This window comes from Fibrobacter sp. UWB2, from assembly GCF_002210425.1.
In the GTDB taxonomy this organism is placed as follows: domain Bacteria; phylum Fibrobacterota; class Fibrobacteria; order Fibrobacterales; family Fibrobacteraceae; genus Fibrobacter; species Fibrobacter elongatus.
Genome location: NZ_MWQK01000002.1, coordinates 495,163 through 519,969 on the forward strand (window position 1 = coordinate 495,163; position 24,807 = coordinate 519,969).

19 protein-coding genes and 1 tRNA gene are annotated in these 24,807 nt (G+C 47.5%); 16 read left to right on the top strand and 4 right to left on the bottom strand.

Annotation, left to right across the window (positions count from 1 at the left end):
- The first annotated feature begins 9 nt into the window (after positions 1-9).
- Entirely contained in the window at positions 10-840 is an 831-nt protein-coding gene (locus B7982_RS05520; RefSeq protein WP_158212971.1) for a TraB/GumN family protein, read from the top strand.
- Here the strand turns inward: B7982_RS05520 and B7982_RS05525 are convergent.
- From B7982_RS05525 to rho, 3 genes are all read right to left on the bottom strand, one after another.
- The gene (locus B7982_RS05525) at positions 821-2,191 is read right to left on the bottom strand and encodes a sigma-54-dependent Fis family transcriptional regulator (RefSeq protein WP_088659886.1); all 1,371 of its coding nucleotides are present in this window, start codon (positions 2,189-2,191) and stop codon (positions 821-823) included. The two genes, B7982_RS05520 and B7982_RS05525, sit on opposite strands and share 20 nt — an antisense overlap.
- 3 nt (positions 2,192-2,194) lie before the next feature.
- Complete coding sequence (proC, locus tag B7982_RS05530; RefSeq protein ID WP_088630334.1) at positions 2,195-3,001, bottom strand: pyrroline-5-carboxylate reductase; 807 nt, start codon at positions 2,999-3,001, stop codon at positions 2,195-2,197.
- A gap of 176 nt (positions 3,002-3,177) precedes the next feature.
- Positions 3,178-5,244, bottom strand: coding sequence for a transcription termination factor Rho (rho, locus tag B7982_RS05535; RefSeq protein WP_369833072.1), 2,067 nt, complete (start codon positions 5,242-5,244; stop codon positions 3,178-3,180).
- A gap of 279 nt (positions 5,245-5,523) precedes the next feature.
- Here rho and folK point away from each other — a divergent pair, with 279 nt between their 5' ends.
- From folK to panC, 3 genes are read left to right on the top strand one after another with little or no spacing between them, the layout of a single operon-like run.
- Positions 5,524-6,033, top strand: a complete 510-nt coding sequence (folK, locus tag B7982_RS05540; RefSeq protein WP_088659887.1) for a 2-amino-4-hydroxy-6-hydroxymethyldihydropteridine diphosphokinase — start codon at positions 5,524-5,526, stop codon at positions 6,031-6,033.
- Positions 6,033-6,683 carry a deoxynucleoside kinase gene (locus B7982_RS05545; RefSeq protein WP_088659888.1) on the top strand — a complete coding sequence of 217 codons (651 nt, stop codon included), beginning with the start codon at positions 6,033-6,035 and terminating at the stop codon, positions 6,681-6,683. Before folK ends, B7982_RS05545 begins: the two co-directional genes overlap by 1 nt.
- Positions 6,684-6,685: 2 nt before the next feature.
- Positions 6,686-7,537, top strand: coding sequence for a pantoate--beta-alanine ligase (panC, locus tag B7982_RS05550; RefSeq protein ID WP_088630331.1), 852 nt, complete (start codon positions 6,686-6,688; stop codon positions 7,535-7,537).
- A 10-nt stretch (positions 7,538-7,547) separates the two neighbouring features.
- On the opposite strand, the gene B7982_RS05555 is transcribed toward panC, so the two are convergent.
- Entirely contained in the window at positions 7,548-10,580 is a 3,033-nt protein-coding gene (locus tag B7982_RS05555; RefSeq protein WP_088660015.1) for a CHASE2 domain-containing protein, read from the bottom strand.
- 101 nt (positions 10,581-10,681) lie between these two features.
- Between B7982_RS05555 and B7982_RS05560 the strand changes: the two genes are divergently transcribed.
- The 12 genes from B7982_RS05560 to B7982_RS14875 all read left to right on the top strand — a co-directional run bounded on the left by B7982_RS05560 (position 10,682) and on the right by B7982_RS14875 (position 24,800).
- Positions 10,682-13,801, top strand: coding sequence for a DNA translocase FtsK (locus B7982_RS05560; RefSeq protein ID WP_088659889.1), 3,120 nt, complete (start codon positions 10,682-10,684; stop codon positions 13,799-13,801).
- A gap of 265 nt (positions 13,802-14,066) precedes the next feature.
- Entirely contained in the window at positions 14,067-15,074 is a 1,008-nt protein-coding gene (locus B7982_RS05565; RefSeq protein WP_158212972.1) for a carboxynorspermidine decarboxylase, read from the top strand.
- Positions 15,067-16,194: an aminotransferase class I/II-fold pyridoxal phosphate-dependent enzyme gene (locus B7982_RS05570; protein WP_088659891.1), complete on the top strand. Its 1,128-nt coding sequence runs from the start codon at positions 15,067-15,069 to the stop codon at positions 16,192-16,194. Before B7982_RS05565 ends, B7982_RS05570 begins: the two co-directional genes overlap by 8 nt.
- A gap of 16 nt (positions 16,195-16,210) precedes the next feature.
- Positions 16,211-18,562, top strand: a complete 2,352-nt coding sequence (locus B7982_RS05575) for an AMP-binding protein (protein ID WP_088659892.1) — start codon at positions 16,211-16,213, stop codon at positions 18,560-18,562.
- Positions 18,547-19,158 carry a condensation domain-containing protein gene (locus B7982_RS05580; RefSeq protein ID WP_088659893.1) on the top strand — a complete coding sequence of 204 codons (612 nt, stop codon included), beginning with the start codon at positions 18,547-18,549 and terminating at the stop codon, positions 19,156-19,158. Before B7982_RS05575 ends, B7982_RS05580 begins: the two co-directional genes overlap by 16 nt.
- 24 nt (positions 19,159-19,182) lie before the next feature.
- A complete protein-coding gene (locus B7982_RS05585; protein WP_088659894.1) occupies positions 19,183-19,482 on the top strand; it encodes an STAS domain-containing protein in 300 nt (99 codons plus the stop codon).
- A gap of 8 nt (positions 19,483-19,490) precedes the next feature.
- Positions 19,491-21,215 carry an MATE family efflux transporter gene (locus B7982_RS05590; protein WP_088659895.1) on the top strand — a complete coding sequence of 575 codons (1,725 nt, stop codon included), beginning with the start codon at positions 19,491-19,493 and terminating at the stop codon, positions 21,213-21,215.
- A 2-nt stretch (positions 21,216-21,217) separates the two neighbouring features.
- The gene (locus B7982_RS05595) at positions 21,218-22,672 is read left to right on the top strand and encodes a SpoIIE family protein phosphatase (RefSeq protein WP_088659896.1); all 1,455 of its coding nucleotides are present in this window, start codon (positions 21,218-21,220) and stop codon (positions 22,670-22,672) included.
- 25 nt (positions 22,673-22,697) lie between these two features.
- The gene (gene ispE / locus B7982_RS05600; RefSeq protein WP_088659897.1) at positions 22,698-23,603 is read left to right on the top strand and encodes a 4-(cytidine 5'-diphospho)-2-C-methyl-D-erythritol kinase; all 906 of its coding nucleotides are present in this window, start codon (positions 22,698-22,700) and stop codon (positions 23,601-23,603) included.
- A 231-nt stretch (positions 23,604-23,834) separates the two neighbouring features.
- Positions 23,835-23,906, top strand: a tRNA-Gln gene (locus B7982_RS05605).
- 30 nt (positions 23,907-23,936) lie between these two features.
- The gene (locus B7982_RS05610; RefSeq protein ID WP_088659898.1) at positions 23,937-24,563 is read left to right on the top strand and encodes a 50S ribosomal protein L25; all 627 of its coding nucleotides are present in this window, start codon (positions 23,937-23,939) and stop codon (positions 24,561-24,563) included.
- An 84-nt stretch (positions 24,564-24,647) separates the two neighbouring features.
- Entirely contained in the window at positions 24,648-24,800 is a 153-nt protein-coding gene (locus B7982_RS14875) for a hypothetical protein (RefSeq protein WP_158212973.1), read from the top strand.
- Positions 24,801-24,807: the final 7 nt, after the last annotated feature.

Below are 24,807 nucleotides of genomic sequence, written 5' to 3' on the forward strand. Positions count from 1 at the left end.
TTTTGGAAAGTGTCCGATGAAAATTCTTCGGTGTGGGTGCTCGGGAGCATTCATTTGGCGGATTCGACTTTGTACCCGCTTGCTCCTGTGATTGATTCGGCGTTTGCTCGTTCGGACGAGCTTGCCGTCGAACTCAACATGAACGATGAAGAAGTCGTGAAGGAAATCGGTAAGGAATCGGTTTCTCAGGGAATGCTTGAAGATAGGTTGCTACGTGATATTCTGCCGCCAGAAATGTGGAAGTCTTTAGATAGCCTTTGTGCGGCCTGGGATATTCCTATGGTGGTATTTGAAAAAATGCGTCCCTGGCTTGTAGCGACAACGCTTAGTGCGTATGCGTTTGAACAGGCTGGCTTGAATCCTGAATACGGGATTGACTATGTGCTTTTGGATAGAGCGGCCGCTGATGGCAAGGCGATTGTTGGCTTGGAGACTGCTGAAGAACAGATTGGCGCGCTTGCAGATACGACGGAATCTGATTCAGCGGGCGTGTATTACTTAAAGACGACTTTGCGCGAAATTGCTGAATTTGAAACGCTTGTGAGTAATTTGATTCATGCCTGGAAAACGGGTGATGACGATTTATTGCGTAGCTTGTTGAACAAAGATGATGAAGAAGACGAAAGTGAAGAATCGTTGTCTAGCGATCAGAAGTTCAAGGAAGGCTTTGAACAACGTGTTTATGTGAATCGCAATGCCAAAATGGCGGAATCCATTGCGACTTTCTTGCGCGAAGATAGAAACGTTTTTGTCGTGGTCGGTGTAGCGCACTTGGCGCTTGAAAAAGACAACGTGATTGATGCGCTTCGCAAGCGCGGTTTTAAGATTGAACGTTTTTAACGTTTAAGCCGAGTCGTGTGAGTCGGTTGTAAAGGGCCGTGCGGTTCATACGGAGCCGTTCGGCGGCAAGGCTTACGGAACCATCGCAATTGCGGATGGTCGATTTCAAAAATTCTCGTTCTTCGTCGAGCTGCAATTCGCGAAATTCTTCGTAATTGCTTGCGTTGAATGCTTTTATCGCGGCTCGGTCGACACTAGAAAAGCTTGTGGAATTGTTGTCGGAACTTTCGTCAATTTGCAAATCTTCAGCGCGTAAAACGCCTGGGTCGGTGAAGCAGAGCGCTCGCTGGATGACGTTTTCGAGTTCACGGATGTTGCCCGGCCAGTTGTGGTCTTGGAGCTTTTGCAAAGCTTCGGGCGAGAGCGTGTAAGGCTCGCCGGCGGGCGAGTACTGGCGGATAAAGTAATTCGCCAAGTCTTCGATGTCTTCTTTGCGGTCGCGGAGCGGCGAAAGTTGCATCGGAATCACGTTCAGGCGGTAATAAAGGTCTTCGCGGAAGCGCTTTTCGCGGATTTCTTCGCGGAGGTCGCGGTTGGTAGCGGCGATGATGCGCACGTCGATGTGTCGCGTCTTGTTTGCACCGATGGGGCGGATTTCGTGATTCTGGATGACGCGCAAGAGCTTGACTTGAGCGTGGAGCGGCATGTCGCCGATTTCGTCTAGGAAGATGGCGCCGCCGTTTGCATCTTCGAAAAGACCGATGCGTTCGTTTTGGGCGCCTGTGAATGCTCCGCGCGTATGGCCAAAAAGTTCACTTTCGAAAAGCGATTCCGGAATGGCGCTGCAGTTGACGGTGACAAATTTGTCGTAAACGCAAGCGATAGCTCGTGCGACTAGGTCCTTGCCAACGCCCGATTCTCCTTGAATAAGGACGGGGCCTGTGTGCAAAATGGCGCGTTCCACGTTTTTGCGGAGGCGCTGCATGGCATCGCTTTTGCCGACGAGGTGCGACATTCTTTCGCGGAAAATGCGCTTCGCGTTGTAGATTTCCTTGAGCCTAGCAATTTTGCTCATCAAGTGGAGGCGAAGCGCTTCGACGGAGAGAATCGTGTCGTAGAGTTTGCTTGAAACATCGGTATAGCTTTCGGGAGATTCCGCGTAGGCGAGAATCATGGAGTCCGGGCTAAAGTCGCGAAGTCTCGAAAGCAGTTCTGCATTTTTTGCAGTGAAAGAATCGAGGTCCCAAATGACAATTGCGGCGAGCGGAGTGCGCAGAGCTTCTGCGATTTCAGGCGCTTCGTCGCTTGTGGGAGTGTGAACATCGACGGTGTTATCCACAGAAGAAAGGACGTCCAAGATGAACGAGGACGTCGAAGTTTCTTTTGTGAAAAAGTCGATGGACGGGCGCACGCTTTACTTGCCCAGTTCCTTGCTGCGGTTCGTGCCGGCGACAACAGCCTTGATAAGCGTGCTGCGGAATGCGCCTTCTTCGAGGGCGTCGATGCCAGCGATGGTTGTACCTGCCGGAGAGCAAACCATAGCGCAGAGGTCGCTCGGGCTCTTGCCGGACTGCTTGACGAGTTCGACGCTGCCTTCGATGGTGCCGAGAGCGAGCTTCAAAGCGACATCGCGGGTGAGGCCAGCCTTTACGCCACCGCGGGTAAGGCCTTCGATGAATTCAAAGACGTATGCCGGAGCGCTGCCGGAAAGTCCGGTCACGGCGTCGATGAGGGATTCTGCAACGCGGCAGGTCACGCCGATGTTGCCAAAGATTTCTTCGGCGAGCTTGAGCGTTTCGTCGGAGACGCCGTCGGTGGCAAGGCCAACGGAGCCCTTGCCAACAGTGAGCGGCAAGTTCGGCATCACGCGGAGCACCTGGTTCTTTTCACCGAGCACTTCGATGAGGCTCTTGCGGGCGACACCGGCCATGATGCTGATGAACGTCTTTTCGCTCTTGAGAGCGGATGCGGCTGCCTTCCATTCGGCGGCGACGAGCTTGAAAATCTGCGGCTTGACGCAAAGGAATGTGACGTTTGCCTTTTCGATGCCTTCGGCAAAGCTTTTGACGCGGACGCAACCGAGGGCGCTCACGGCTTCGGCGGCCTTGTCGCTCGGGTCAAAGAAGAAAATGTTCTTGGCATCTGTGCCTGCGTTCAAAAGACCGCGGAGGATGGCTCCGCCCATGTTTCCAGTACCGGCAAAGAAAATCGTTGTGTTCATTTTTTGTGTCCTTTTTTAAAACTTTATGGATTGCTTCGTTGCTTTGCAACTCGCAATGACGTTACGATAGTAAACGTAAAAATTTTTCGCTTGTAAAAAGGAGATGCCCGTTCGGAGACGGGCATGACAAGCATAAAAAAGAACAGCCCGCGCATTTGGCGGGCTGTTTGGCTTTTTTAGACTTTCGGTTTGGAGAGGACGCTTAAGAGTTCTGCGTTGGTTTTGAGCTTACTCATGAGCTTAAGCAGGTTCTCCATGATGCCCGTTTCCGTCTCGTTCTGGCTACCGCGTCTGAAGTTCCAGGCGGCATTCTGTTCGAGGAGCGTAAGCAAGCGTTCTTCCTTACGGGTGCCGGACTTGAACACGTCAATGGCAGGCCAGATGCGCTTTTCTGCGATGCGTCGGTCAAGCACGAGTTCCATGTTACCGGTGCCCTTAAATTCTTCGAAGATCACTTCGTCCATGCGGCTACCGGTTTCGATAAGAGCGGTACCGATGATGGTGAGAGAGCCGTTCTTCTGGACTTCTTCCGTGATGGAACCGTCTTCGTTCTTGACGGTGCGAATCTTGTCCTGAATCTTACGGGCTGCACCGAAGAACTTCTTCGGGAACTGCATAGCGTTAGCGTCCACACCACCAGACAAAATCTTGCCGGAGTGCGGAATCACAACGTTGTTTGCACGAGCGAAACGCGTGATGGAGTCGAGCAAAATCACGACGTCCTTCTGGCTTTCGACGAGGCGCTTTGCCTTTTCCAAAACCATGTTGGCAACGCGGGTGTGGTGCTCAGGCGGTTCATCGAAAGTAGATGCGACAACTTCAGCCTTGATTTCAATTCCCTTTTCCGCTGCCTTTTCCTTGATGTCCGTGATGATGTCGCGCATTTCGGTGACTTCTTCCGGACGTTCGTCAATGAGGAGCGTGATGAGGATGATTTCAGGATGGTTCTTTGCAATAGCGCGTGTCACGTTCTGCAAGAGAACGGTCTTACCGGTACGCGGAGGAGCGAGAATGATACTGCGCTGGCCCTTACCTATCGGGGAGAACAAGTCCATGATACGGGTGCTGTATTCCGTTTCGTTCCATTCGAGGTGGATCTTTTCTTCTGGGTGGATCGGCGTTAAATATTCGAATGCCACGCGGCGACGCATCTTGTCCGGTTCTTCAAAGTTCACGCGATCGATGCGGCGCATGGAGAAGTATTTATCTTGTTCGCGAGGTGTGCGGACAAGGCCTTCAATTGTATCGCCAATCTTGAGGTTGAATTTACGGATAAGGTTTTGGCTCACGTAAACGTCATCGGCGCTGGTCTGGTAGTTCTGATCCGGCATGCGGAGGAATCCGTGGCCCTGCGGCGTGACTTCGAGAACGCCTTCCGTATAAATGATATTTCCTTCGTTTTCGAGGCTCTGCAAAATGTAGTTGAGGGACTGCTTGCGCATTCTGCGGAAGTCCACTTCCTTTTGCACGGCGAGTTCCTGGAGTTCGCTCATGGAGAGCTTGCGGAACTTGAGCCAGTTTTCCTTGGCCTTCAAAATGGCTTCGGAACCCGGTGCCGGGAGCGTTGCAGAATCATCGACAAATTCTTCTTGCTGGAAATTGCGATTATTGCGATTGTTCTTGTTGAACTTGTTGTTCTTATTGAACTTGTTGAATTTGCCGTTCTGGTTGTTGAATCGGCGGTCGTCCTGACCTTCGCCGTTCTGAGCCTGTGCGTTTTCACCCTGTTGTGCGTTCTGTTCGGCATTCGGGTCGGCAGAAGCTTCACCTTGATTTTCGGCCTGGACCTGAGCCATGTCGCCATTCTGCGGGATGACTGCTTCTCCGTTGCTTTCGTTTGCAAATGCGTTTTCTTCGGAGGGTTCTGCAGGCTTGTAGCTCTGTTCGCCGGTGAAAATCGGTTCGGAAATAGCGTCTATGTTAGAGACTCCATACTGTTCGGCAAGGCGCTTTTCGGCGGCGGCAATGCCATCAACCGGTTCCTTCTTTTCTTGATAATCCTGTTCAATATCGGCCTGGAAGCTTTCTTCGACTTCCGTATCCTTGCGCACTTTAGCTTTGGGGCCTGGCTTTCTGCCGCGACGCTTGGGCTGAGGTACGTTGTTGGCGTTTTCCGGAAGCTTGTCGGGCGTTCCCAGGTATTCGGGAACCGGGATGCCTGTGCTTTCGGGATAAACGAGGTCCGTCAAAGACTGAGCTTGTGTATTTTGTTCTGAATTTTGATTCTTAGGTGTTCTGGGCACGATTGCGTCCTATAATTGATATTTCAAAAAATGAAATAGACTATATAGTGAAAGGATAATAAGGGCTAATGGCCCCATAAATTTTATTGATGATTTAAATATTATGTCCCGAAATTGCGGAACGGGTTAAAAGATACATTAAATTTTGTGAAATGTCATAAAAAAATTTTTTTTTGTGAAAAATATTATGTGTTCATAGTTTTGTGTTTCTCAAATTTGACTGGATCCTTCCGCCTTCAGCGTCAGGATGACGAGGCTTAAATTTATTATATTTGGGGTGTGGATTCCTTAAATAGAGTATATATCGCACTCGGAAGTAATCTTCCTGACCGCTCGGCCCACTTGAATGCCGGGAGGGATATGCTTCGTCGCGTGAGTGCGGGGGGCTGGGTCGAAAGCCCGATTTACGAAACACCTCCTGTTGGACCGGCTGGCCAGGGACCTTATTTTAACCAGGTCGTGAGCTTCTGGTACGATGGAGACCCGATAAAGCTCCTGTATTACTTGAAAGGATCCGAGCTTATTCTTGGACGCAAGGACCGCGGACATTGGAATTCTAGGGAAGTGGACCTGGATTTACTGTTCTTTGGCCGCGAAGTCTGTGAAGGCCGTCCGACGATTCCGCATTGTCAAATCTATAACCGCCAGTTTGTGCTTGTGCCGCTAAACGACATTGCTCCGGACTGGGTGGATCCGAAGACGAACAAGTCTGTAAAGGACTTGCTTGCGGAATTGCTCGAAAAAGAGGAAAAAATTCCGTTCCGCGTTATAGAGGGGGAGGAACCCTAATGCTTCTGGATAAGAACATTCATTTTATGGCGATTGAAGGTGTGATTGGCGTTGGAAAAACCTCGCTTGCACGAGCCATTTGTGAACGCTGGAACGCAATGTTCATTGAAGAAAACTTTGCGGATAACCCGTTCCTCCCGAAGTTCTACGAGAACCGCTCGGCGTATGCATTCCAGACGCAGCTCTTCTTTTTGCTCGACCGCTTTAAGCAGCTCCAGAATTCCGCCTTGCAGAGCGACTTGTTCCACGATTTGTTGGTGAGCGACTACACGTTTGACAAGGACCGCATCTTTGCCTCGCAGAACCTCACTGAAAATGAAATGACGATGTACGACCAGGTGTCGAACGCGTTGAACCACGATATCCGCAAGCCGGATTACGTTGTCTATTTACAGGCGAGCGTCTCGACGCTTTTAAAGCGCATCAGGGGCCGTGGCCGTGTGATGGAAAAGACTATTGACGGCAATTACCTGAGCGACTTGCAGGACCGTTACGACCATCATTTTTGGCACTACACGGACGCTCCTGTGCTCATCATCAATACTGATAATATCGATTTTGTCCATAACGAAAGCCATTTGCAGATGGTATTGAACGCGATTGCGTCCTGCCCCAGTCAAACGACTTATTTTGTTCCAGAAGGTAACTAATCATGCAGATTATTAAGTCTATCGATTCCCTACGTCAAACGCTTGCTCCTCTTGCGAAGGAAGGGAAAAGAATCGGTCTCGTTCCAACGATGGGTGCACTCCATGAAGGTCATGGCGCTCTTATCAAGGCTTCCGTGAGCGAGTGCGATGTGACTGTTGTAAGTGTGTTTTTGAACCCCATCCAGTTCGGCAAGAACGAAGACCTGGACAAGTATCCGAAGCGCCTGGAAGCCGATGCGAAGCTCGCTGAATCCATTGGTGCCGATTACGTTTTTGCTCCGTCCGTTGCTGAAATGTACCCCGATGGCGACCCGATGACACTTGTCCGCGATGAAGCTCTCGAAGGCATGTACTGCGGCGCTTACCGTCCGGGACACTTCCGTGGCGTCTTGACGGTCGTTTCCAAGCTGTTCCTCATTTCTGGTGCAAATGACGCTTACTTTGGCGAGAAGGATTACCAGCAGGTGTTCCTGATCGAAAGAATGGTGAAGGACTTGAACTTCAACATCAAGATTCACCGCGTGAAGATTGTGCGTGAAGAAAGTGGCCTTGCACGCTCTAGCCGTAACGAATACTTGACTCAGGAAGAACGCGAACAGGCTCTCGGCATTTACAGCGGACTCAAGGCTGCAAAGGCTGCTTACGAAGCGGGCGAACGCAGCGTCTCGAAGATTCGCGATATCGTCGTGAAGTCGATTGTAGCTGCTCGTGGCGTTGTGCAGTATGTGGAAGTGGCTAACCAGAAGAACTTGCAGAAGTGCAATGGAGCCCTTGCCGCCGAAGACAAGGCCGTGATCCTCGCAGCAGCCTTCTTCGGAAAGACTCGCCTCATCGACAATATGGAGTTGAACTAGGAAATCCCCGCTATTTCTCTGTAGCGGTAAAGATTCCGTCCCATTTTTCGCCTGCGTTTGCAGGCGGATTTTGTTTATAGGCCAGGCAGCGCTTGATGTAGACCTGGCTTGGGCAAGTCTTGCTGCCCGGATCGCGTTCCGGCAAGTGCGGCTCGAAATCCAGACATTGCGTGAATAGCGCAATAGCCTTGTCCCATTGCATATCGAGGTAAGCGGCTCGGGCCTCTTTCCAGAGTTCGCAGAGCTTGTTTAAAACGAGTGCGTTGGCGTCGCTTGCGTAAGCGAGCAGTTCAAACGTTTCGACCGGTTCGTCTTTACCGACCACGCGGATAATGTCGAGCGAACGGTAGATGTACTGGCTTTCGATTTTTTGTTCGACAAGCTGATCGATAGTATTCTTGCAGACGTGAATGTAGGCTCCGTACTGCTTGGCTGCGCTTTCGAGGCGTGAGGCAAGGTTCACTTCGTCACCCATCATGGTGTAGTTCTTGCGCATGGTGGAACCCATGTTCCCTGTCACGATGTGGCCTGTATTGATGCCGATTCGCATGTGCATGTTGATGACGACTTCGGGCCATTTGTTGCCTTCGCCTTTCCATTTTTTGCGAAGCCTTAAAAGTTCGCTTTGCATGTCGATGGCCGTATTGCAGGCTCGCTTGGCGTGGTCGTCGTATTTCATCGGGGCGCCAAAGAATGCAATGATGGCATCGCCTTCGTACTTGTCGAGCGTTCCTTTGTTCTTGGTTGTCAAGACGTCTGTCATTGCGGTCAGGTATTCGTTCAAGAGTTCGACGAGCTTGCTTGCGCTTCCAATCTTTTCGGAGAATGTCGAAAAACCCTGGATGTCGGTGAAGTAAGCGGTGATGTTGGATTCTTCGCCGCCGAGCTCCGGCATGTTACCTTCTGCCACCATTTCGTCAATCAGTTCCGGTGAAATGTATTGCTTGAAGGAACTTTCGATGAACTTCTTTTCTTTGTTTTCAAAGTAGGCCTGTACGACCATGGCGATCATGTTCGGGCCAATAATCGCAAGGAGCTGCTTGGAAACGCCTATGTAAATATTGTGCTTGAAACAGATGTAGGCAAGTACGGTATAGACAACAGCGATAGAAATCATGAAGAAGAACGACAGGAAACTTCTAGAGTAAAGCCCGATGAGCATGCAAATTAATGCCAATAGGATGACTACGACTCGCTGGTATTTTTCATCGAGAGTCCTTAAGTAGTCGTCTTCGAGAATGTTCTTGATGATGCTTGCGTGGACGAGAATGGCGGGGATGTTTTCTTCGTGAGGGCCGTTCACAATATCGAAAAGTGCCGAAACGGAAGACCCGAGAATAATCGTTTTTCCGGTGTACTGGTCGAGATTTGTTGAATCCCTGTAGATGTCGTAATACGAAACGTGCTTAAACGTCCTGATTTCGGGGGCAATGCGGTTAAAGCGCCCTTTGTACTTAACGAGGTATTCGCCTTTTTCGCTAATGGGAATTCGCTTGTACGGGCCGAATCGCAATTCTTCGCCGGGCTTTAGACTGCTGATTTGTTGGTCGGTCGCTTTAGAGATGTCTTGCAAAATCTGGTTTGTAAAGAAGGCGATGGAGGCAGACCATTCATTTTTAGCCTTGTCATAGCTGATGTCCAGGTGGCGGGACAAAATCTTGTGTTCGCCATTTTTTATGTCTCTGTAAGAGGTCTCGTAAAAATGGATAGTCTTGAGGACGTTTGGAGTGATGTTGATTTCGTCTTCATCTTCGTTTTTGATGGTGTAGACGCCTTCGTCATCCTCGCTTTTGGACATCGTAAATCCGCTATCGAGCTGGGCGGATTCGCTGTCTTCGAGTTTGTCAAAAATGTTTTCGGGGAGCTTGCGCAGAACGCTTGAAAGGCTTGCGTCTAAGTGCTGGTCATCGTCGATGAAAATGTCGAAAACGATTTGTCCTTCGCTATTCCGTTTGGCGGTAATCTTGGGCGATGTCTCGACGAGGCTTGCGCTAGCCTTGCTCTCCTTGATTTGCTTCATCTTGTCGCGGAGTCCAATGAACATCGGGTAGGTGAAGTTTGGATATGTCGTGTGGTATTCGCCTGTCGAGTCTCGGTAAATGCCAAAAGGTTTACCGATATCGATGTATTTCCCCATCTTGACTTTGATGTCCTTGGGGTCCTTATGAAACAAGTGCGAAATGGTCATCAGCGAGAGCGTCGAATAAATGCGCTGTGGGGCGAGCTTGTCATCTTCGACATACGGGAACTTGTAGAACATGTTGATGCGGCGGATGGTACCGTCGTTATCGGGGTAGGCGTTTACGGCGCCCAGTCGCGATCCGGCGGTTGCTAGTTCCGGGAATACGTTGTCGAGCAGTTGGCTTGCCTTGGCGATGTTCTGTGGCTTATCGACCTGGTTTAACTGCAGTGTCGACGAAAATCCGACTTCCTTGGCGCGCTCCCAGGAACTGAGCGGTTTCCATTCGCTTTTGTTCTTGTAGTACGAGGTGTTGACCATCAAGAAGCTGACGATGCAAATGTTGGAATTGCGCGTCGCTTCGACGAGCATGGAATCGTAGTTGTAATAGGAATGGATTTGCGAGAAAAGCGGGACATGGCTTGTGTCGGGCTCTAGCTGCGTGAGTATTTCTTGGCATTGCTCGCCTCTTCTCTTTCCAAAGTCGGCGTCCTTGAACAGAATATCGAATGCGACTGCGGCAGCACCGCCTTCGCTCAAATTCTTGATGACCTTCGCGTGGATGGAGCGGTCCCATTCGTAGTAGTGCCCGAGTTTTTGCAGCGACTTTTCGTCGATATCGGCGATGATGATGTTGGGGTCGTTGTAGGGCTTGCTCTCCATGAATACACCGTCTTTAAAGCCGGTGGAATCCTTGACCTCGGTTGTCCATTTGAAAAATTGGTCGTAGAATATGTTTTCGGCAGATTCAGCCGTAAAGTTCTTTTGCTTATTGCCAAAGAGTAAAATGAGTAAGACGGCGATTGCCGAAAAAGTTACCCCAAAAAACAGTTTTCTTTGATTTTTCGAATTTTTCTGTGCCATGACGTGAAAAAAATAATAATTGAGCAAATAGTGTCATTTTTAGGACAAAAAATAAGGGCTATAAAAGATTATATTTGAGATGTAATTAGAGGAGCACTTTTTTGGCTGCACAAAAGAAAAAAACTGTTAAGAAAACAAAGAAACCCAAAGTTGAACCGAAAAAGGATATTCAGGAGCCGGATTCGTATTTTGTAACGATGATGGTGGGCTACCTGGTATTGCTTGCGGGCATTATCCTGTTGCTTGGGTGCATAACGATATCCATTGTGGGCGAGCACGAAAACTGGCTTGGGGATTACTTTGGCGTCATGTTCCCGAGTTTTATGACGTTCCTGTTTGGGCGTGTGGCGGTTGTCGTGTTTACGGCGGCTCTCGTCCTTTGGGGACTTTTCATTGCCATTGCATCGCTGCGTGCAAAGCTGTTGCGCTTTGCGGTTGGGGCGAGTTTGCTTGTGGTGAATGTTTCGTTTTTGATGTCGCTTAAGAATTTTGGCCTTAAGAATGTATCGAACGATGCGCTTTCGATGAGCGGTGGCGTATTGGGCGAGTTCTTTTTGCAGAACCTCGCGATTCCCGTGTTTGGGCGTGTGTCTATCGTGGCTCCGCTGATTATACTGCTTGTCACTCTTGCCTTGATTTTGGTGCTCTCTTTTGGCGTGCGTCCGAGGCATTTTAAGTTTGTCGCACAGACGATGCGCTATTTGGCAGGACTTTTTGGACGTCGCCGTAAAGACGAAGATGTTGAACCGAAGACGGAATACGTGCCGAATATCCGCGATGAACGTACGGAGAAAAAGCAACTCCGCCGTGGCGTGGTGATGGAAGACGAGACGATGATTTTTGTCCCGGATTCCGTGAAGATGCGTAGGCGCGGGAAGGTGGAACCGTTTAACGGTCGCCATAACTGGCTCACAGACGATTTGGACGTGAACCGCTCGGAAATGCAGACGCAGATCGGGGATTCGTTTGGATTGCCTCAGTATGCGGCGGGGAATGTTCCGGGTAACGCTATGCCTGAAAATGTGGCGGCGAATGCGCCGGTTGCGAATGTAGCGAACACACCTGCGGGTGCAACGTTGGGCGGTGCTGACGATGATGGTGTCTATGAAGATCCGGAAATCCGTCGTTTGGAAGAAGAATTGCGTTTGAATGAACGCCACATGAATGCACTCCAGATTCTGGAAATCAAGGAACGCATCGGTGCGCTCCGCCGTGCTCGCGATTTGATTGACTGGGAAAAGGGCCATAAGGGTCGTATGCAGGTGAAGGGCGATGTGCGCCGTACGGCGGGCTCTGAAACTGTAGATGCTGCTATTGGGAATGTTGGTGGAAATATTCCGCCAAAGCAGACTAAGCCGATGACCGTAGCAACTCCGAGGGTGGCAAAGCCTGCGGGTGGTGATGCGAAATCTTCGACAAGCGCCAATACGATTGTCCGTGACGCAACGCTTTCGGATTCTGTGGCAACGCGAGCCGCTATCCATGCCGAAGAGCTTTTGGGCGGCGATGGCGCCTACGTAGAGGACTTCCCGGGAAGCCCTGCGGTCGAAGATGATGAAACATATGCTCCGGTTGTTGTGACTGCCGATGAAGTGGGCGAGGACCCGACTTTCGGTGCCGATTTCGGTGCGACGATGGGTGGTGCTGGACATGTTGGCGGGAGTGCTGGTGGGAGTGCGCGCCCGGCTGTTCATTCTGCTACGATCCCTGCTGCTCCGACGGCATCTTACGACGAATACAAGATTCCTGAAATCGCAAAGATTCTCGACACGCACGAAGCGCAGACCGCGGATTACACCGAAGAAGAGCTGAACGCCATCGGCAAGATGCTCGAAGAAAAGCTTGAAAACTTCAAGGTGAAGGGCCGCGTAATCGGTTGTGAAACGGGCCCGATGATTACCCGTTTTGAAGTGGAACCGGGCCCGGGCGTGAAAGTGAGCCGCTTCTCGGCATTGCAAGAAGACTTGGCGCTCCCGCTGAAGGTCTCGTCTATTCGCATTTTGGCGCCGATTCCTGGCAAGGCCGCGGTTGGCGTTGAAATCCCGAATCGCAAGTTCCAGACCGTGTTCTGCCGTGATGTGTTCATGAGCGAAAAGTTCAAGCCCGCGCACGACAAAATTCTCGTGGCACTTGGCAAGGACATCACGGGTGAAGCGTTCACGATGGACTTGGCAAAGGCTCCGCATTTGCTGATTGCCGGTCAGACGGGTTCTGGTAAGTCTGTTTGCATTAACGCGCTCATGGCGTCGATGCTCTTTAGCAAGACTCCGGATGAACTCCGCATGATTCTCGTGGACCCGAAGGCGGTGGAACTCAAGATGTACGAAAACATCCCGCACCTTTTGGCGCCTGTCATCACGAAGCCCGAAATTGCTATCCAGGCGCTCCAGTGGCTCTGCTACGAGATGGACCGCCGTACGGAAGTCTTGGCATCTGCAAAGGTGCGTAACATTGGCGGTTTCAACGCAAAGTTTGAAGCGGGCGAATTGCCGGATGAAGTTCCTGAAGAAGATCGTGGCCACCGCATGGCGTTTATCGTCGTGATTATCGACGAAATGGCGGACCTCATGATGGTTGCGGGCAAGGAAATCGAAAAGTCCGTGGCGCGTTTGGCGGCTAAGGCTCGTGCCGTGGGCATCCACTTGGTGCTTGCCACGCAGCGTCCGTCTGTGAAGGTCATTACGGGTATCATCAAAGCGAACTTGCCGACTCGTATTAGCTTCAAGGTGGCATCCCAGATTGACGCCCGCACGGTGATGGACCATGCCGGTGCCGAAAAGCTCCTTGGCCGTGGCGACATGCTTTACAAGGCTGTGAATGACCCGGATCCGGTGCGCGTACACGGTGCATTCCTCAGCGATGAAGAAGCCGAACGCTTGGCCGACGCCTGCTCTGATCAGAATGTGTTCTACCCGCAGGTGGAATCGTTCGATGTCTCGGGCGGCGAAGAAGGCGATGAAGAAGGCGGTGGATCTCTCAAAAACGAAAAACTCGACAAGTTGCTTTTTGAAGTCGCGCAATGGGCCATTAGCGTGAACGGTCTTTCGACTTCGGCAGTGCAGCGTCACTTTAGCGTGGGTTACAGCCGTGCGGGGAAGATTGTGGACCAACTGTATGGCCTTGGTGTGTGTGGCCCGAGCAAGGGCAACTCAAAACCGCGAGCCATGCTCGTCGGAATGGACGAACTCATGCAACTCGAACGCTCCGGACGGTTCGGGTAAGCTTTTTTGATACGTAGAACTGTGGGTATGGGGGGCGTTTTTATTTTATTTTGGCAGATTTTTGTCACATCTTTATAATGATATTATTTATATTTTCGTAGTAATATTGTAAAGGTGTGTGCTGAAGTGTATGTGTTTTTATCGGAGCAGTTTTATTGATCAGCTTTCAACTCCATGCTACATCGTTAGCACGGATGTGCTTTGCGAAAATTTTCAGAACATACGTGCAAAAGCTGACCGCGTCGGTCTTTCTCTTTTGCTAGCCATGAAAGGCTTCCCTCTTGCAAAGGCTTTCCCTTTTATCAAGTCGTATGTTGATGGAATTTCTGCGTCTGGGCTTTTTGAAGCAAAGTTGGGTTCAAAGCTCGGAAAAGAAGTGCATGTCCATACGCCGGCATACAAAAAAGAAGATGCGGAAGAAATTGCGGCCTATTGCTCTCACATTGTCTTAAACGCCCCCCATCAGCTAGAGGTCTTTAGTCACGTCGCTACTAGCAAAAATGAGTTCGCCCTCCGCTTGAATCCTGAGGTTTCTGTAGTAAACGAATCGGTTTACAATCCATGCGCCCCGTATTCACGTTTTGGCCTTACAAAGGGAATGCTTTCGGCTGTAGATAGCCGTTTTTTTGAAAAGATTTCCGGCTTCCACGTTCATGCTTTGTGCGGTTCATCTTCAAAAGATTGTAACAACTTGATTTCCGCCGTTCTGGAAAACTTTTCTGACTACCTTCCTTCTGTATCCTGGATAAATCTTGGAGGAGGACAGGCTCTTCTCGAAGACGATTTTGATTTTGCTGACTTCGCCGAAAATCTGGACATTCTGCATTTAAAGTATCACTTAAAAACCTACATTGAACCCTGCGAGTATTTGGTGATGGATGCGGGCTTTCTTCTGACCACTGTTTTGGACGTGGTGCATAATGGAAAGGACATCGCCATTTTAGACACTTCTATTTCGTGCCATGCCTTGGATGTCCTTAAAAATTACTATCAGCTGCCCGTAATTTATCCACAGGCCGGGGAAAAGGGCTATTCCTATCTGCTTGCAGGAAACAGCTGTCTTTCTGGCGATGTATTTGGCGAGTACTCTTTTTCTGCCCCCTTAAAGCCGGGTGACAAAATCGTCTTTGGTGACATGGGTTCTTATTCCTTTGCACAGATGAATTATTTCAACGGCATCAATTATCCTGATATCTGTTTTTACAGCGAAAAAAACGGATTCCAGCAGATAAAATCCTTCGACTACATGAACTACGAGGCTCTCTATGACTGATTATGAAATTGAAATGGAATTGGAAGCTGCTTTAGAAGCATTACCAAAAGAAAATCCGCCGGTAAATCTTTCCGACTGGAATTCTGGTTCTGACTATAAGGAAAAGCTTGCATCAGTTGTAAAGCTTGGTAAAAAGTCTGACTTGTTTGATTATCAGTATTTCTTTCCTGACTGCATAAAAAAAGACCTTGCCCATAAATTGGGATTTTCTGATGAAGCTTACGAAAATTCTTTTTTTGCGCCTGTATCTCAAAGCACCCTTTCTATCGTAACGCTCGCTATATTCTTAAAAAAGCATAATCAAAAGGTGGGGATTGTAGAGCCGGTTTATTTTTCTGTACAAAGTTGCGTTGATGACATTGGCATACCTTATCGCCTTTTTAGCGATTACATGGAAAACATAAACAGTACTTTTGATGTAGAAGAACTCCTACAGTCTGACTGTACTGCATTTTGGTTTACGTCTCCGGTCAACTCTTGCAGCATTTATTTTAAGGAGCGCGTTACAAAAGGAATTCAAAAACTCCTGGATGCAGGTAAAATAGTCATCTTAGATGAATCCCTATGCGTAAACGGATATGAACTTTCAAGAGTTTTTGGAGTTCAGGAAAATCTCCTTTACATTTATAGCCCTCATAAGGCTTTGGGACTCCAAGGAATAAAATTCTCTTACGTTGTGTGTCATACAAAATACTATGATGACATCAACAACCTTGAAGATATCTACGGAGGCTCTTTGTGCTATTCCTGCCAGGAAGGAGCAAGACATTTTGTTTCAAAGAATTTCGACGACTGCCGGGATGTTTACACAGCCTTTTGGCAGGATAACTTTCTGAAGGTGAAAAACATTGTAAAAAACTATGATTTTGCCCGAATCTCGCCGGAAACCTTTGGCCACTATGCCATGATTTTTATCCGTTGCGCTGTAGATGACGCATCCTTTGTAGAGGCGATGAAACGCCTGATGAAGGAAAAAGGCTATTTTGTCTATCCCGGCATTTTGCAGGGCTTTGCTCCCCCAAAAGGTTTTTGTTTTCGGATAAATATGCTTTTAAACACTAATGATATTGAAAATGGGCTAAGGGTAGTCCTTGATTACATTAAAGACACCGGGAAATAAAGAGGCGTTTACAAGTATGATTGATTTTTTGCAGAAATTTTTAGATACAGTTGCCACATATCCTGAACGTGCAGCTTTTGTAGATAAAGACGGCGAACGCAGCACTTCTTATAAAAAACTGGACGAACTTTCTGGCCGTGTAGCTGCATTTCTGAAAAATAAAGGCTTTCAGAAAGAAGACCTGATTGCCATAAATCTTGAAAAATCCATGGAATATACAGCGGTGCAGTTAGGAGTAATAAAGGCTGGAATCGCCTTTGTGCCGCTTTCTGAAAGCATGGGGCAGGAAAGATTTAGTCATGTGCTGAAAGATTCAGGGGCAAAACTTGTTTTTGATGCGGCCGCCTGGGATCAAGCTATGGAATATGAGCCTCTGAATCCTGAGAAATGGGCGGACTCTGACGAACATGACCTTGCCTTCGTCATCTATACATCCGGAAGCACAGGAAAACCAAAAGGGGTTGTAGAAGAATATGGTGCCTACCGTTTTACGACAAAGGGTACAGCCGAGGAAGTTGTAGAACCCTATACCATGAAGGACGATGCCATCCGCTTTGCAAATGTAGCTCCGGTAACTTTTTCAGCCTTTACCATTATCAATGTGAGCATGCTCTATAATGCCGGTACTATTTATATAGTCTCCGATGCTGTCGTCAAGAATCCTATGCTTTACATGCAGTTTTTAAAAGACCACAGGATTGACGCAATGTTTCTGACGGCCTCGATGATAAAGCCTCTTTCTGAAAACAGAAGCCTTTCCCCCAAGGCGATTATGCTTTCATCCGAACGGGTAAGCGATGTGTACAGCACGAAGTTCGCTGTTTTGAACCTCTACTGCAATACGGAACTGATGTCTACAGCCTGCAACTTTGTGATTGACAAGCCTTACTCAAACACTCCCATCGGCAGGAACTGTTCCTATACGGACATGATTCTGCTCGATGACGGTAAAGTTTCGGAAAAAGAAGGTGAAATCTGCCTCTGTCTGCCTTATTTCAGGGGCTACCTGAACCAGCAGGAAGAGACAGAGAAGGCTTTTGTCTCGATTGGCGGGAAAAAGTTCTTCTGCACGAGGGACGTTGCCCGCCGCGGAGAAGACGGACTTCTGTATGTGCTGGGTCGGGCAGACGATATGGTAAAGATTAACGGAAACCGGGTGGAACCAGCCGAAGTAGAGACAGTACTGAAAAAAGTTCTGGAAACAAAAATGGTTGCTGTAAAAGCCTTTGAAAAAAAAGGAAAATATTATCTCTGCGCCTATTATCAGAAAGAATACTCTATTCCTGTGGAAACCATCCGCGCCTCGCTAAAGCCCTTGCTCCCCGCCTATATGATCCCCTCATTTTTTGTGCAGATGAAAAAGATTCCCCTGAATATAAACGGAAAAATCGACAGGAAAAATCTACTCATCCCGAATTTTGTTTCTCAAAATACATATGTTGCACCTCGGACAGAATGTGAAAAAATACTCTGCGATGCATTCAAGGAAGCCCTTGAAGACTATGAGGAAATTGAAAAAATCGGCATTGACGATGACTTCTTTTTAATGGGAGGCGACAGCGTAAGTGCCATGGAGCTTATGCTTGCTTGTGAGGAGTTTAAGTTGACCGTGCCGCTTATTTATGAAAAACGTACTGTCCGTGCTCTTGCCGAAGTGCTAGATAAGAAGATGTCTTTAAGTTCCCCAGCCACAGCAAAAGAGACTCCAGAAGAAAAACTCCCCCTTATCCTTTCTCAAAAGGAGGTGCTTGATTATGAAGCTTGTCTCCCAGACACCATCGTAGACAATGTTCCCTTGTATTTGACTTTACGTTCGGATCTTGACGAAAAAAAACTCTATCAAGCTCTGAAAAAAGTGATTGAGGCGCACCCGGCCTTACGCACCGTGATTGAAAAGGACAGGGAACAAGGCTATGTGCAGTATCAAAAACAGAATATTGACGAAGCAATAAGCGTAGAGGCTATGTCAGAAAAAGAACTTGACGCTATCGTCGAAAACTTTGGAGAAATCTTCGCTCTTGATGGAAGCCCACTTTTCAGATGCCGCATCATCAGAACAGAAAAACGGCTTGTTCTTCTTTTAGAAGTTCATCACGCTATTGCAGACGGACTTTCCCTGCATATTTTCGCTTCCGATATAGAAAAGGCTTATCGAGGCGAAGTTCTTACAAAAGACTGCTACAATGAGTTTATAAAAGAAATCTTCGCAGCCGAAAAAGATACATCCCTGCTTTCATTGACTGCAAACCAAAATTCCACACTCACTTTATCAAATGGCAAAATCTGTTATTGTGCGCCAAAGCATGATTTTGAAAAAGAAGATAAGGTCGCTTGTCAAGTAATAGCAATCCCTTGTTCAAAAAAATAAGAGATTTTTGTTTCTCGCATTCCGTCAGCCAGAACGATTTTTATCTCTTTGCCGCGGCTCTTTCCCTGGCCCTTTACAATGACTGTGAACAAGTTGCTTTTGACTGGATTTGGAATGGTAGAGATTCTGCAAAATATGCAGATACCATTGGTTATTTCTTGAAGGAAATTTTTATTGCGCTGGAACTTCCTCAAAGTACCCCCGTTCTTGACGCTCTTATAACTTGCAAAAATAAAATTTTACAATCCCTTTCCAGTGCAAATGACATGTCCCAAAAGAGGGTTCAGCCAGATGAAAATAAAATCTGCTTTATTTTTCAGGGTGAAATGTACGTTCCGAACACCCACGGCTTTGTCACTTCTGCCAAATGGATTGAAAATTCGGATAGGGCTGCAGAAAGCATCATGGACATCGAGGTTAAGGTAGATGATGAAAAAACCGAAGTTTCTTTTGAATACGACGGCGGAAAATACAAGAGAGAAAGTATCGCGACTTTTTCGAAAGTATTTGTCTTTTGCTGCCAAATGATTTTACAAATAGAAGAAAATGCCGGGCTTACGATTGGGGAAGTAAAAAAACAATGGCAAAAAAGATAACTTTTAAGAATGCAAGGAGTCTATATGGAAATTAAGTCTAATTTGAATGGTGAAGAATTGACGGTGGAACTTTCGGGGGAGCTGAATGCAATGACGGCTCCACTGCTTTCGACATTCCTCGCTCCGCATCTTGAAAAGATAAAATCCCTTGTTTTTGACTTTAAGGAATGTGATTTTGTTTCGTCGGCAGGGATCCGCGTGCTGCTCTCTTCGTTTAAGACGCTGAAAAAGAACCAGGGCGACATGCGACTTGAAAATGTGGGTCCCAACTTTAAGGAAGTTCTCGAAGCGACGGGGCTGGATGTAGCGTTCGGTATATTGTAGTAGGTAAAATGTTCAAGACATTTCTTTCAAGAAAGTTCTTTTCACTATTGCTGTCGAGCTCAATTAGCCTACTCGTCATTACGGTATTGGCGCTATCGGATACATTGATTGCGGGTGTCATGTTGGGCGAAGAAGCCGTTTCGGCCATTTGTCTAGTTGTCCCGGCTTATTCCTTGGCTGGCTTTGCTGGGTGCCTGATTTCATTGGGTGTTCCTATTATTTACAGTCGGGCTATGGGCGAATTCAATAAGGAAAGGGCGGATCGTTGTTTTGCGTTTGGACTCTTTATGGCTGTGGTGATGGGATTAATCCTGTATACCGTTTTTATGCTGTTTGGGGATGCCTATCTTCGTTTCTATGAGCCTTCTACAAGCGTTTTCAATGCGGCAAAGGATTATTTCTTTTGGTATAAGTACACAATCTTGTTGTTGCCTATTATGACGTTAATGGACGAAATGGTCCTTACCGACGGCGATGAAACTTTATCGATGGTTTCAGGGATTGTACAGATTGTTGGAAATATCGTCTGCTCGATTGTTTTTGCAAAATTTGTAGGTATTGAGGGGATTGGGTTTGGATCGTTTATTGGAACTTTGGTTGCGTTACTTGTTGCTTTTGCGCATCTTCTTCGTAAAGGCAATTCTTTGAAATTGGGTTTTTATTTTTCGTTAAAATGGCTTGTCGATGTCGTGAAGTATAGCGCAATAGATGCGGGAACATATCTTTTCTTGGCTTGTTTCACCGCCGTAATGAACCGTTTTATCACCTTCGCTTATGGTCCCGAAATGCTTGTGCTTGGAGCCATCATCCTTTTTGTTAAAGAGGTACAAATTGTGTTTGATGGCATAGGGGAGGCGTTTACTCCGCTGATGAACATTTACCTAGGCGAAGAATCTTATGACGGTGTAAAAAAAATCTATGGCCTTTCTAGAAAAACAGCTGTTGTCGAAGGAGTGGTTTTGACCCTGCTGATGATATTGGTTGCGCCTTTTATTGTCAAACTTTATGACATTTCCGACTCTGTTGCCTATTCTTATGCAGTCGGGGGACTTCGAATTGAAGCCTTGGGGTTAGTTTTCTTGAGTTTATTGTATCTGTTGAGTTCCTACTATTTGCTCATAGACAAAATTAAGCTTGGATTTGTCATGAGTGCGCTCCGGGATGTTCTCGTCGTGACTCCGGCGTGTATAGCTCTTGGATATTTCTTTGGCATATATGGAATGTTTGCCGGTGTTGCCGTAGGCCCTGCCATTGCCTATGCGATTTCGGTTCTGTACATCCGCTTCCGGTATGGAAAAGATAATTACCCTTTATTGCTTTCGGAAAAGTTAAAGGGTTTTAAACATAAATTTTATGAGTTTAAACTAAATCCGGAGTCGATTGTTGGGACTCAGCATCAAGTAGAAAAATTCCTTGTAGAAAATAATATTGAACAGAAAACCATTTCGAAAGCGAAGTTGCTTATAGAAGACCTTTATATGCTCATTTATGAAAAAAATGGCGTGGATAAAGCCGTTTATGCGGAATGTACTGTCATTATTCGAGAAACGGACGTGCAGATTATTACTAAGGATGATGGTGTTCTGTTTGATTTGTCCAATGAAGATGTCGTAGCTGGATCGATTGTTGAATTTATGGTTTCTGGCTACATGGAAAAATTAAAGGATAACAAAAAATACTTGACAACCATGAGTTATAACCGGAATACGTTCAGGATTAACTACGAGGGGTAAATATGATTGCTGACAATATAACCGAGACACTTTTTGTCGAAATATCGCTCTTTTCAGTACTGTTGCTTGTTTTTATGCTGTACAATAACGTTGTACTGTATAAGATAAGCATGAAGGATAAGCTGTCACTTACCCTTATTTCGGCTATTATAGTTTCTGTATTCGATGGAATATGGCATTTTGTAGAGGGCGCTGGACGTCCGGTTTTAGAATATACTTGCGCCTACGTTTATGCAATCGGTCTCGTATTTGGAACATCGGTGTTCGCTTGGTTCACTCTAGATCGTTTTGAAATTGTTTTAAAATCGAAGAAGTTGTATGGTCTTTTATTTGTTGCCCCTATTGTTTTGACGACCCTTTTATGTCTTTCTACACCATGGACGAATTTGGTGTATTCCTATGATGAACATGGCATCGAGTATATGCCATTGTTTGATTATTTTGTAGCGCCCATTTCCTTTCTTTATATGGGTGTCTCGATTTTTCTAGCGATTTATTATTTGGTTTTGCACCGTAAAAAGAGAAGTGAAAATATCTCTTATGCCAGAAATTTGTTGATATTTGCTGTGTTGACAGTCAGCGTAATAGCTGTGCAGACTTATGTCCTTGAAATTGATGAAAACTACGTGGTGATAAGCTTTGCTTGGGCGGTAGGCTTTGTCTTTTTTACGACATACGTGAATACGGAAAGGTTTGTTAAAAGTCGCGAAAGAATTGCTGCGGTGGAGTCGGATTTACAGCTGGCCGCAAATATCCAGTCGGGGGCGCTCCCTACGGTGGTGCATGCGTTTTCGAAACACCCCGAACTCGATGTTTTTGCATCAATGACCACGGCAAAAGAAGTGGGTGGTGATTTCTACGATTTCTTTGAAATAGACGGTACGCATATTTGCTTTGTCATTGCCGATGTGTCGGGAAAAGGTGTGCCGGCGGCACTCTTCATGATGGTTGTGAAAACGATGATTCGTGACCATGCATCCATGAAACTTTCTACGGCAGAGATATTCAATGATGTGAATCGACTTTTATGTGAGAACAATGCTGAAGAAATGTTTGCTACGGCTTGGATAGGAATTTTGGATACTAAAACAAAGGTCATGAAATGTACCAATGCGGGGCATAATGCCGTATGCTTTGCCAAAAAAGACGGCTCGTTCGAGTTCCTGCGGCAACGCCATGGGGTGTTCCTCGCCGGGTTTGACACTACGCAGTATAAAGAATCTGAAATTCAGTTTGAAAGCGGAGATTGCCTTTTCCTTTATACCGATGGTCTTACTGAAGCTCACAATGCTTCCGCAGAACTTTATGGTGAAGAACGACTTTTGAAAAAATTAAATTCCATCAAAATTCGTGGCGGTGAAAAATTCTTGAGGGAAATCTCGGATGACGTGAATGTATTCTCTGAAGGAACAGATCCCTTTGATGACCTTACAATGATGGTCCTCAAGGTGGACTAAAAATTTTTTTGCTAGGTTTGTGGTCATGAAAGAATACGCTCCTGCAAAAATCAATTTGTTTTTAGATGTCATCCGCAAGCGCGAAGACGGTTACCACGATTTGGGAACCGTGTTCCAGACTGTCGATGCCGGTGATACAGTCGAAGCGACGCTCCGTGAAGATGGCGAACTCCACCTGACGTACAACGAACCGCAGAATTACCCGCTGGAATCCGACCTCGTGTTCAAGGCCGCGAAGGCCCTCAAGGAATATGCCAATTGCGCTCTTGGTGCGGACATCCACCTCACGAAGGTCATGCCGCTTGGGGCAGGTCTTGGTGGTGGCAGTGCCGATGCCGCGGCGACGCTCCGTTTGCTCAACCGCCTGTGGAATTTGGACTATCCGTTTGAGGTTTTGGAATCTATCGGCGCTCGGCTTGGCGCCGACGTGCCGTTCCTCGTTCGTGGCGGAACCGCTTTTGCTGAAGGTATTGGCGAGCGTTTGACGTTCGTGGAACCGCTCGAACTCCCGGAGGGGGCCGCTCTCCTCATTGCGACTCCGCTCGATTCTGTTCCGACGAAGGATGCCTATGCGGGGGTCCCGAAGTCTGGGCCCGACCGCTGGGAGCAGTACAAAGCGGCGTGGAAATCAAAAATGAATCCTCCGTTGTGTGGAGATCCTATTGCTGAACCGCTTTCGGAAACGTTTAAGCAGATTGTCAATCCCGAAATGTGTTTCAATGCTTTCGAAATCTCGGTTTTCCCGACGCACCCGCTTGTTGCCGAGATGAAGCAGAAATTCATTGAACTTGGGGCTGATGTCGCCTTGATGTCTGGTTCGGGCGCTTCCGTTTTCGGGATTTTCAAGACCAAGGAACTCGCTGAAAAGGCTGCCGCCGTTCTAAAGCCGATTTCCCGCTACCAGACCGTCACCAAATTCTGGCATAGGTAGAGCGACTTCGCCGCAGTTATTAGTTCGGAGTTACTAGTTACTAGGCAGGCTTTACCGCATCTTGTAGTTCTTGGTTACTAAAATTGTTTATATAGCAATCTCTAGTAACTACTAACTATTAACTAGTAACTCAATTTTACGGTTTAAGTCCTGGAAATTGCTTGTTTTTTTGAAATTTATGCACGTTTGTCTTTGACAAAAGGGACTTTTTTACTATCTTTGTCGCATCATTGGGGTATCGTCAAGTGGTAAGACAACGGATTTTGATTCCGTTATTCGTAGGTTCGAATCCTGCTACCCCAATGAATTTTTTTATCTAATGGAGATAACACAATGGAACTCACAACGCTCAAAGCTGCCTCGAGAGTGCTAGGTGCAAACCGCGACAACGCCCGTTTGCGTAAGGCTGGTCAGATTCCGGCCGTCTATTATGGTAAGGGTATCGAAGCTAAGAACATCAGCGTCAGCGAAATCGACTTGCGCAAGGTTCTTGCTCCGGGCAAGCGTTACACGCTTCTTGACCTCGAAATCGATGGCAAGGCTGGCAATCCGGCTCTCGTCTACAGTGTCCAGAAGGACGCTCTCACCCAGAAGATCACGCACGTTGACTTCATCAAGATCGCTGATGACGAATTCGTTAAGGTTCGCATCCCGGTCAAGCTTTCCGGTCTCCCGGTTGGCGTGAAGACTCAGGGCGGTCTCTTCTCTCAGGAAGCTCGTTATCTCATGCTCGCTGCTAAGCCGGCAAGCATCCCGTCTGTTCTCGAATTGGACATCTCCAACTTCGAAACGAACGTGACCTTCTACGCTAAGGATTTCAAGCTCCCGGAAAACGTTACGCTCGCTTCTGGCCCGCGCACCGTTATCTTCACGATTTCTTCTAAGTCCAAGAAGAAGGACGCTGCTGCTGCTCCGGCTGCTGACGCCGCTGCCGCTGCCGCTGCTCCGGCTGCCAACTAATTCTGGCAACAAGCTGAAAGGCATTAAGAGACCGGCTCCGATTGGGGCGGGTCTTTTTTCGTTGAAAATTCTATATTTTAAGTTATGAAATTACTCAAGCTTTTATCTTGCCTTTCTTTTATCGCCCTTCTTGGGTGTGCTAGTTCTGAACCTGTCGTGCAGCAACAGGATAGCAATGCTGATGAAGTTCGCGCAAATGCCGCAAAAGCGTATAGCGAACTCGATGCGGAAAAGTAACGATATT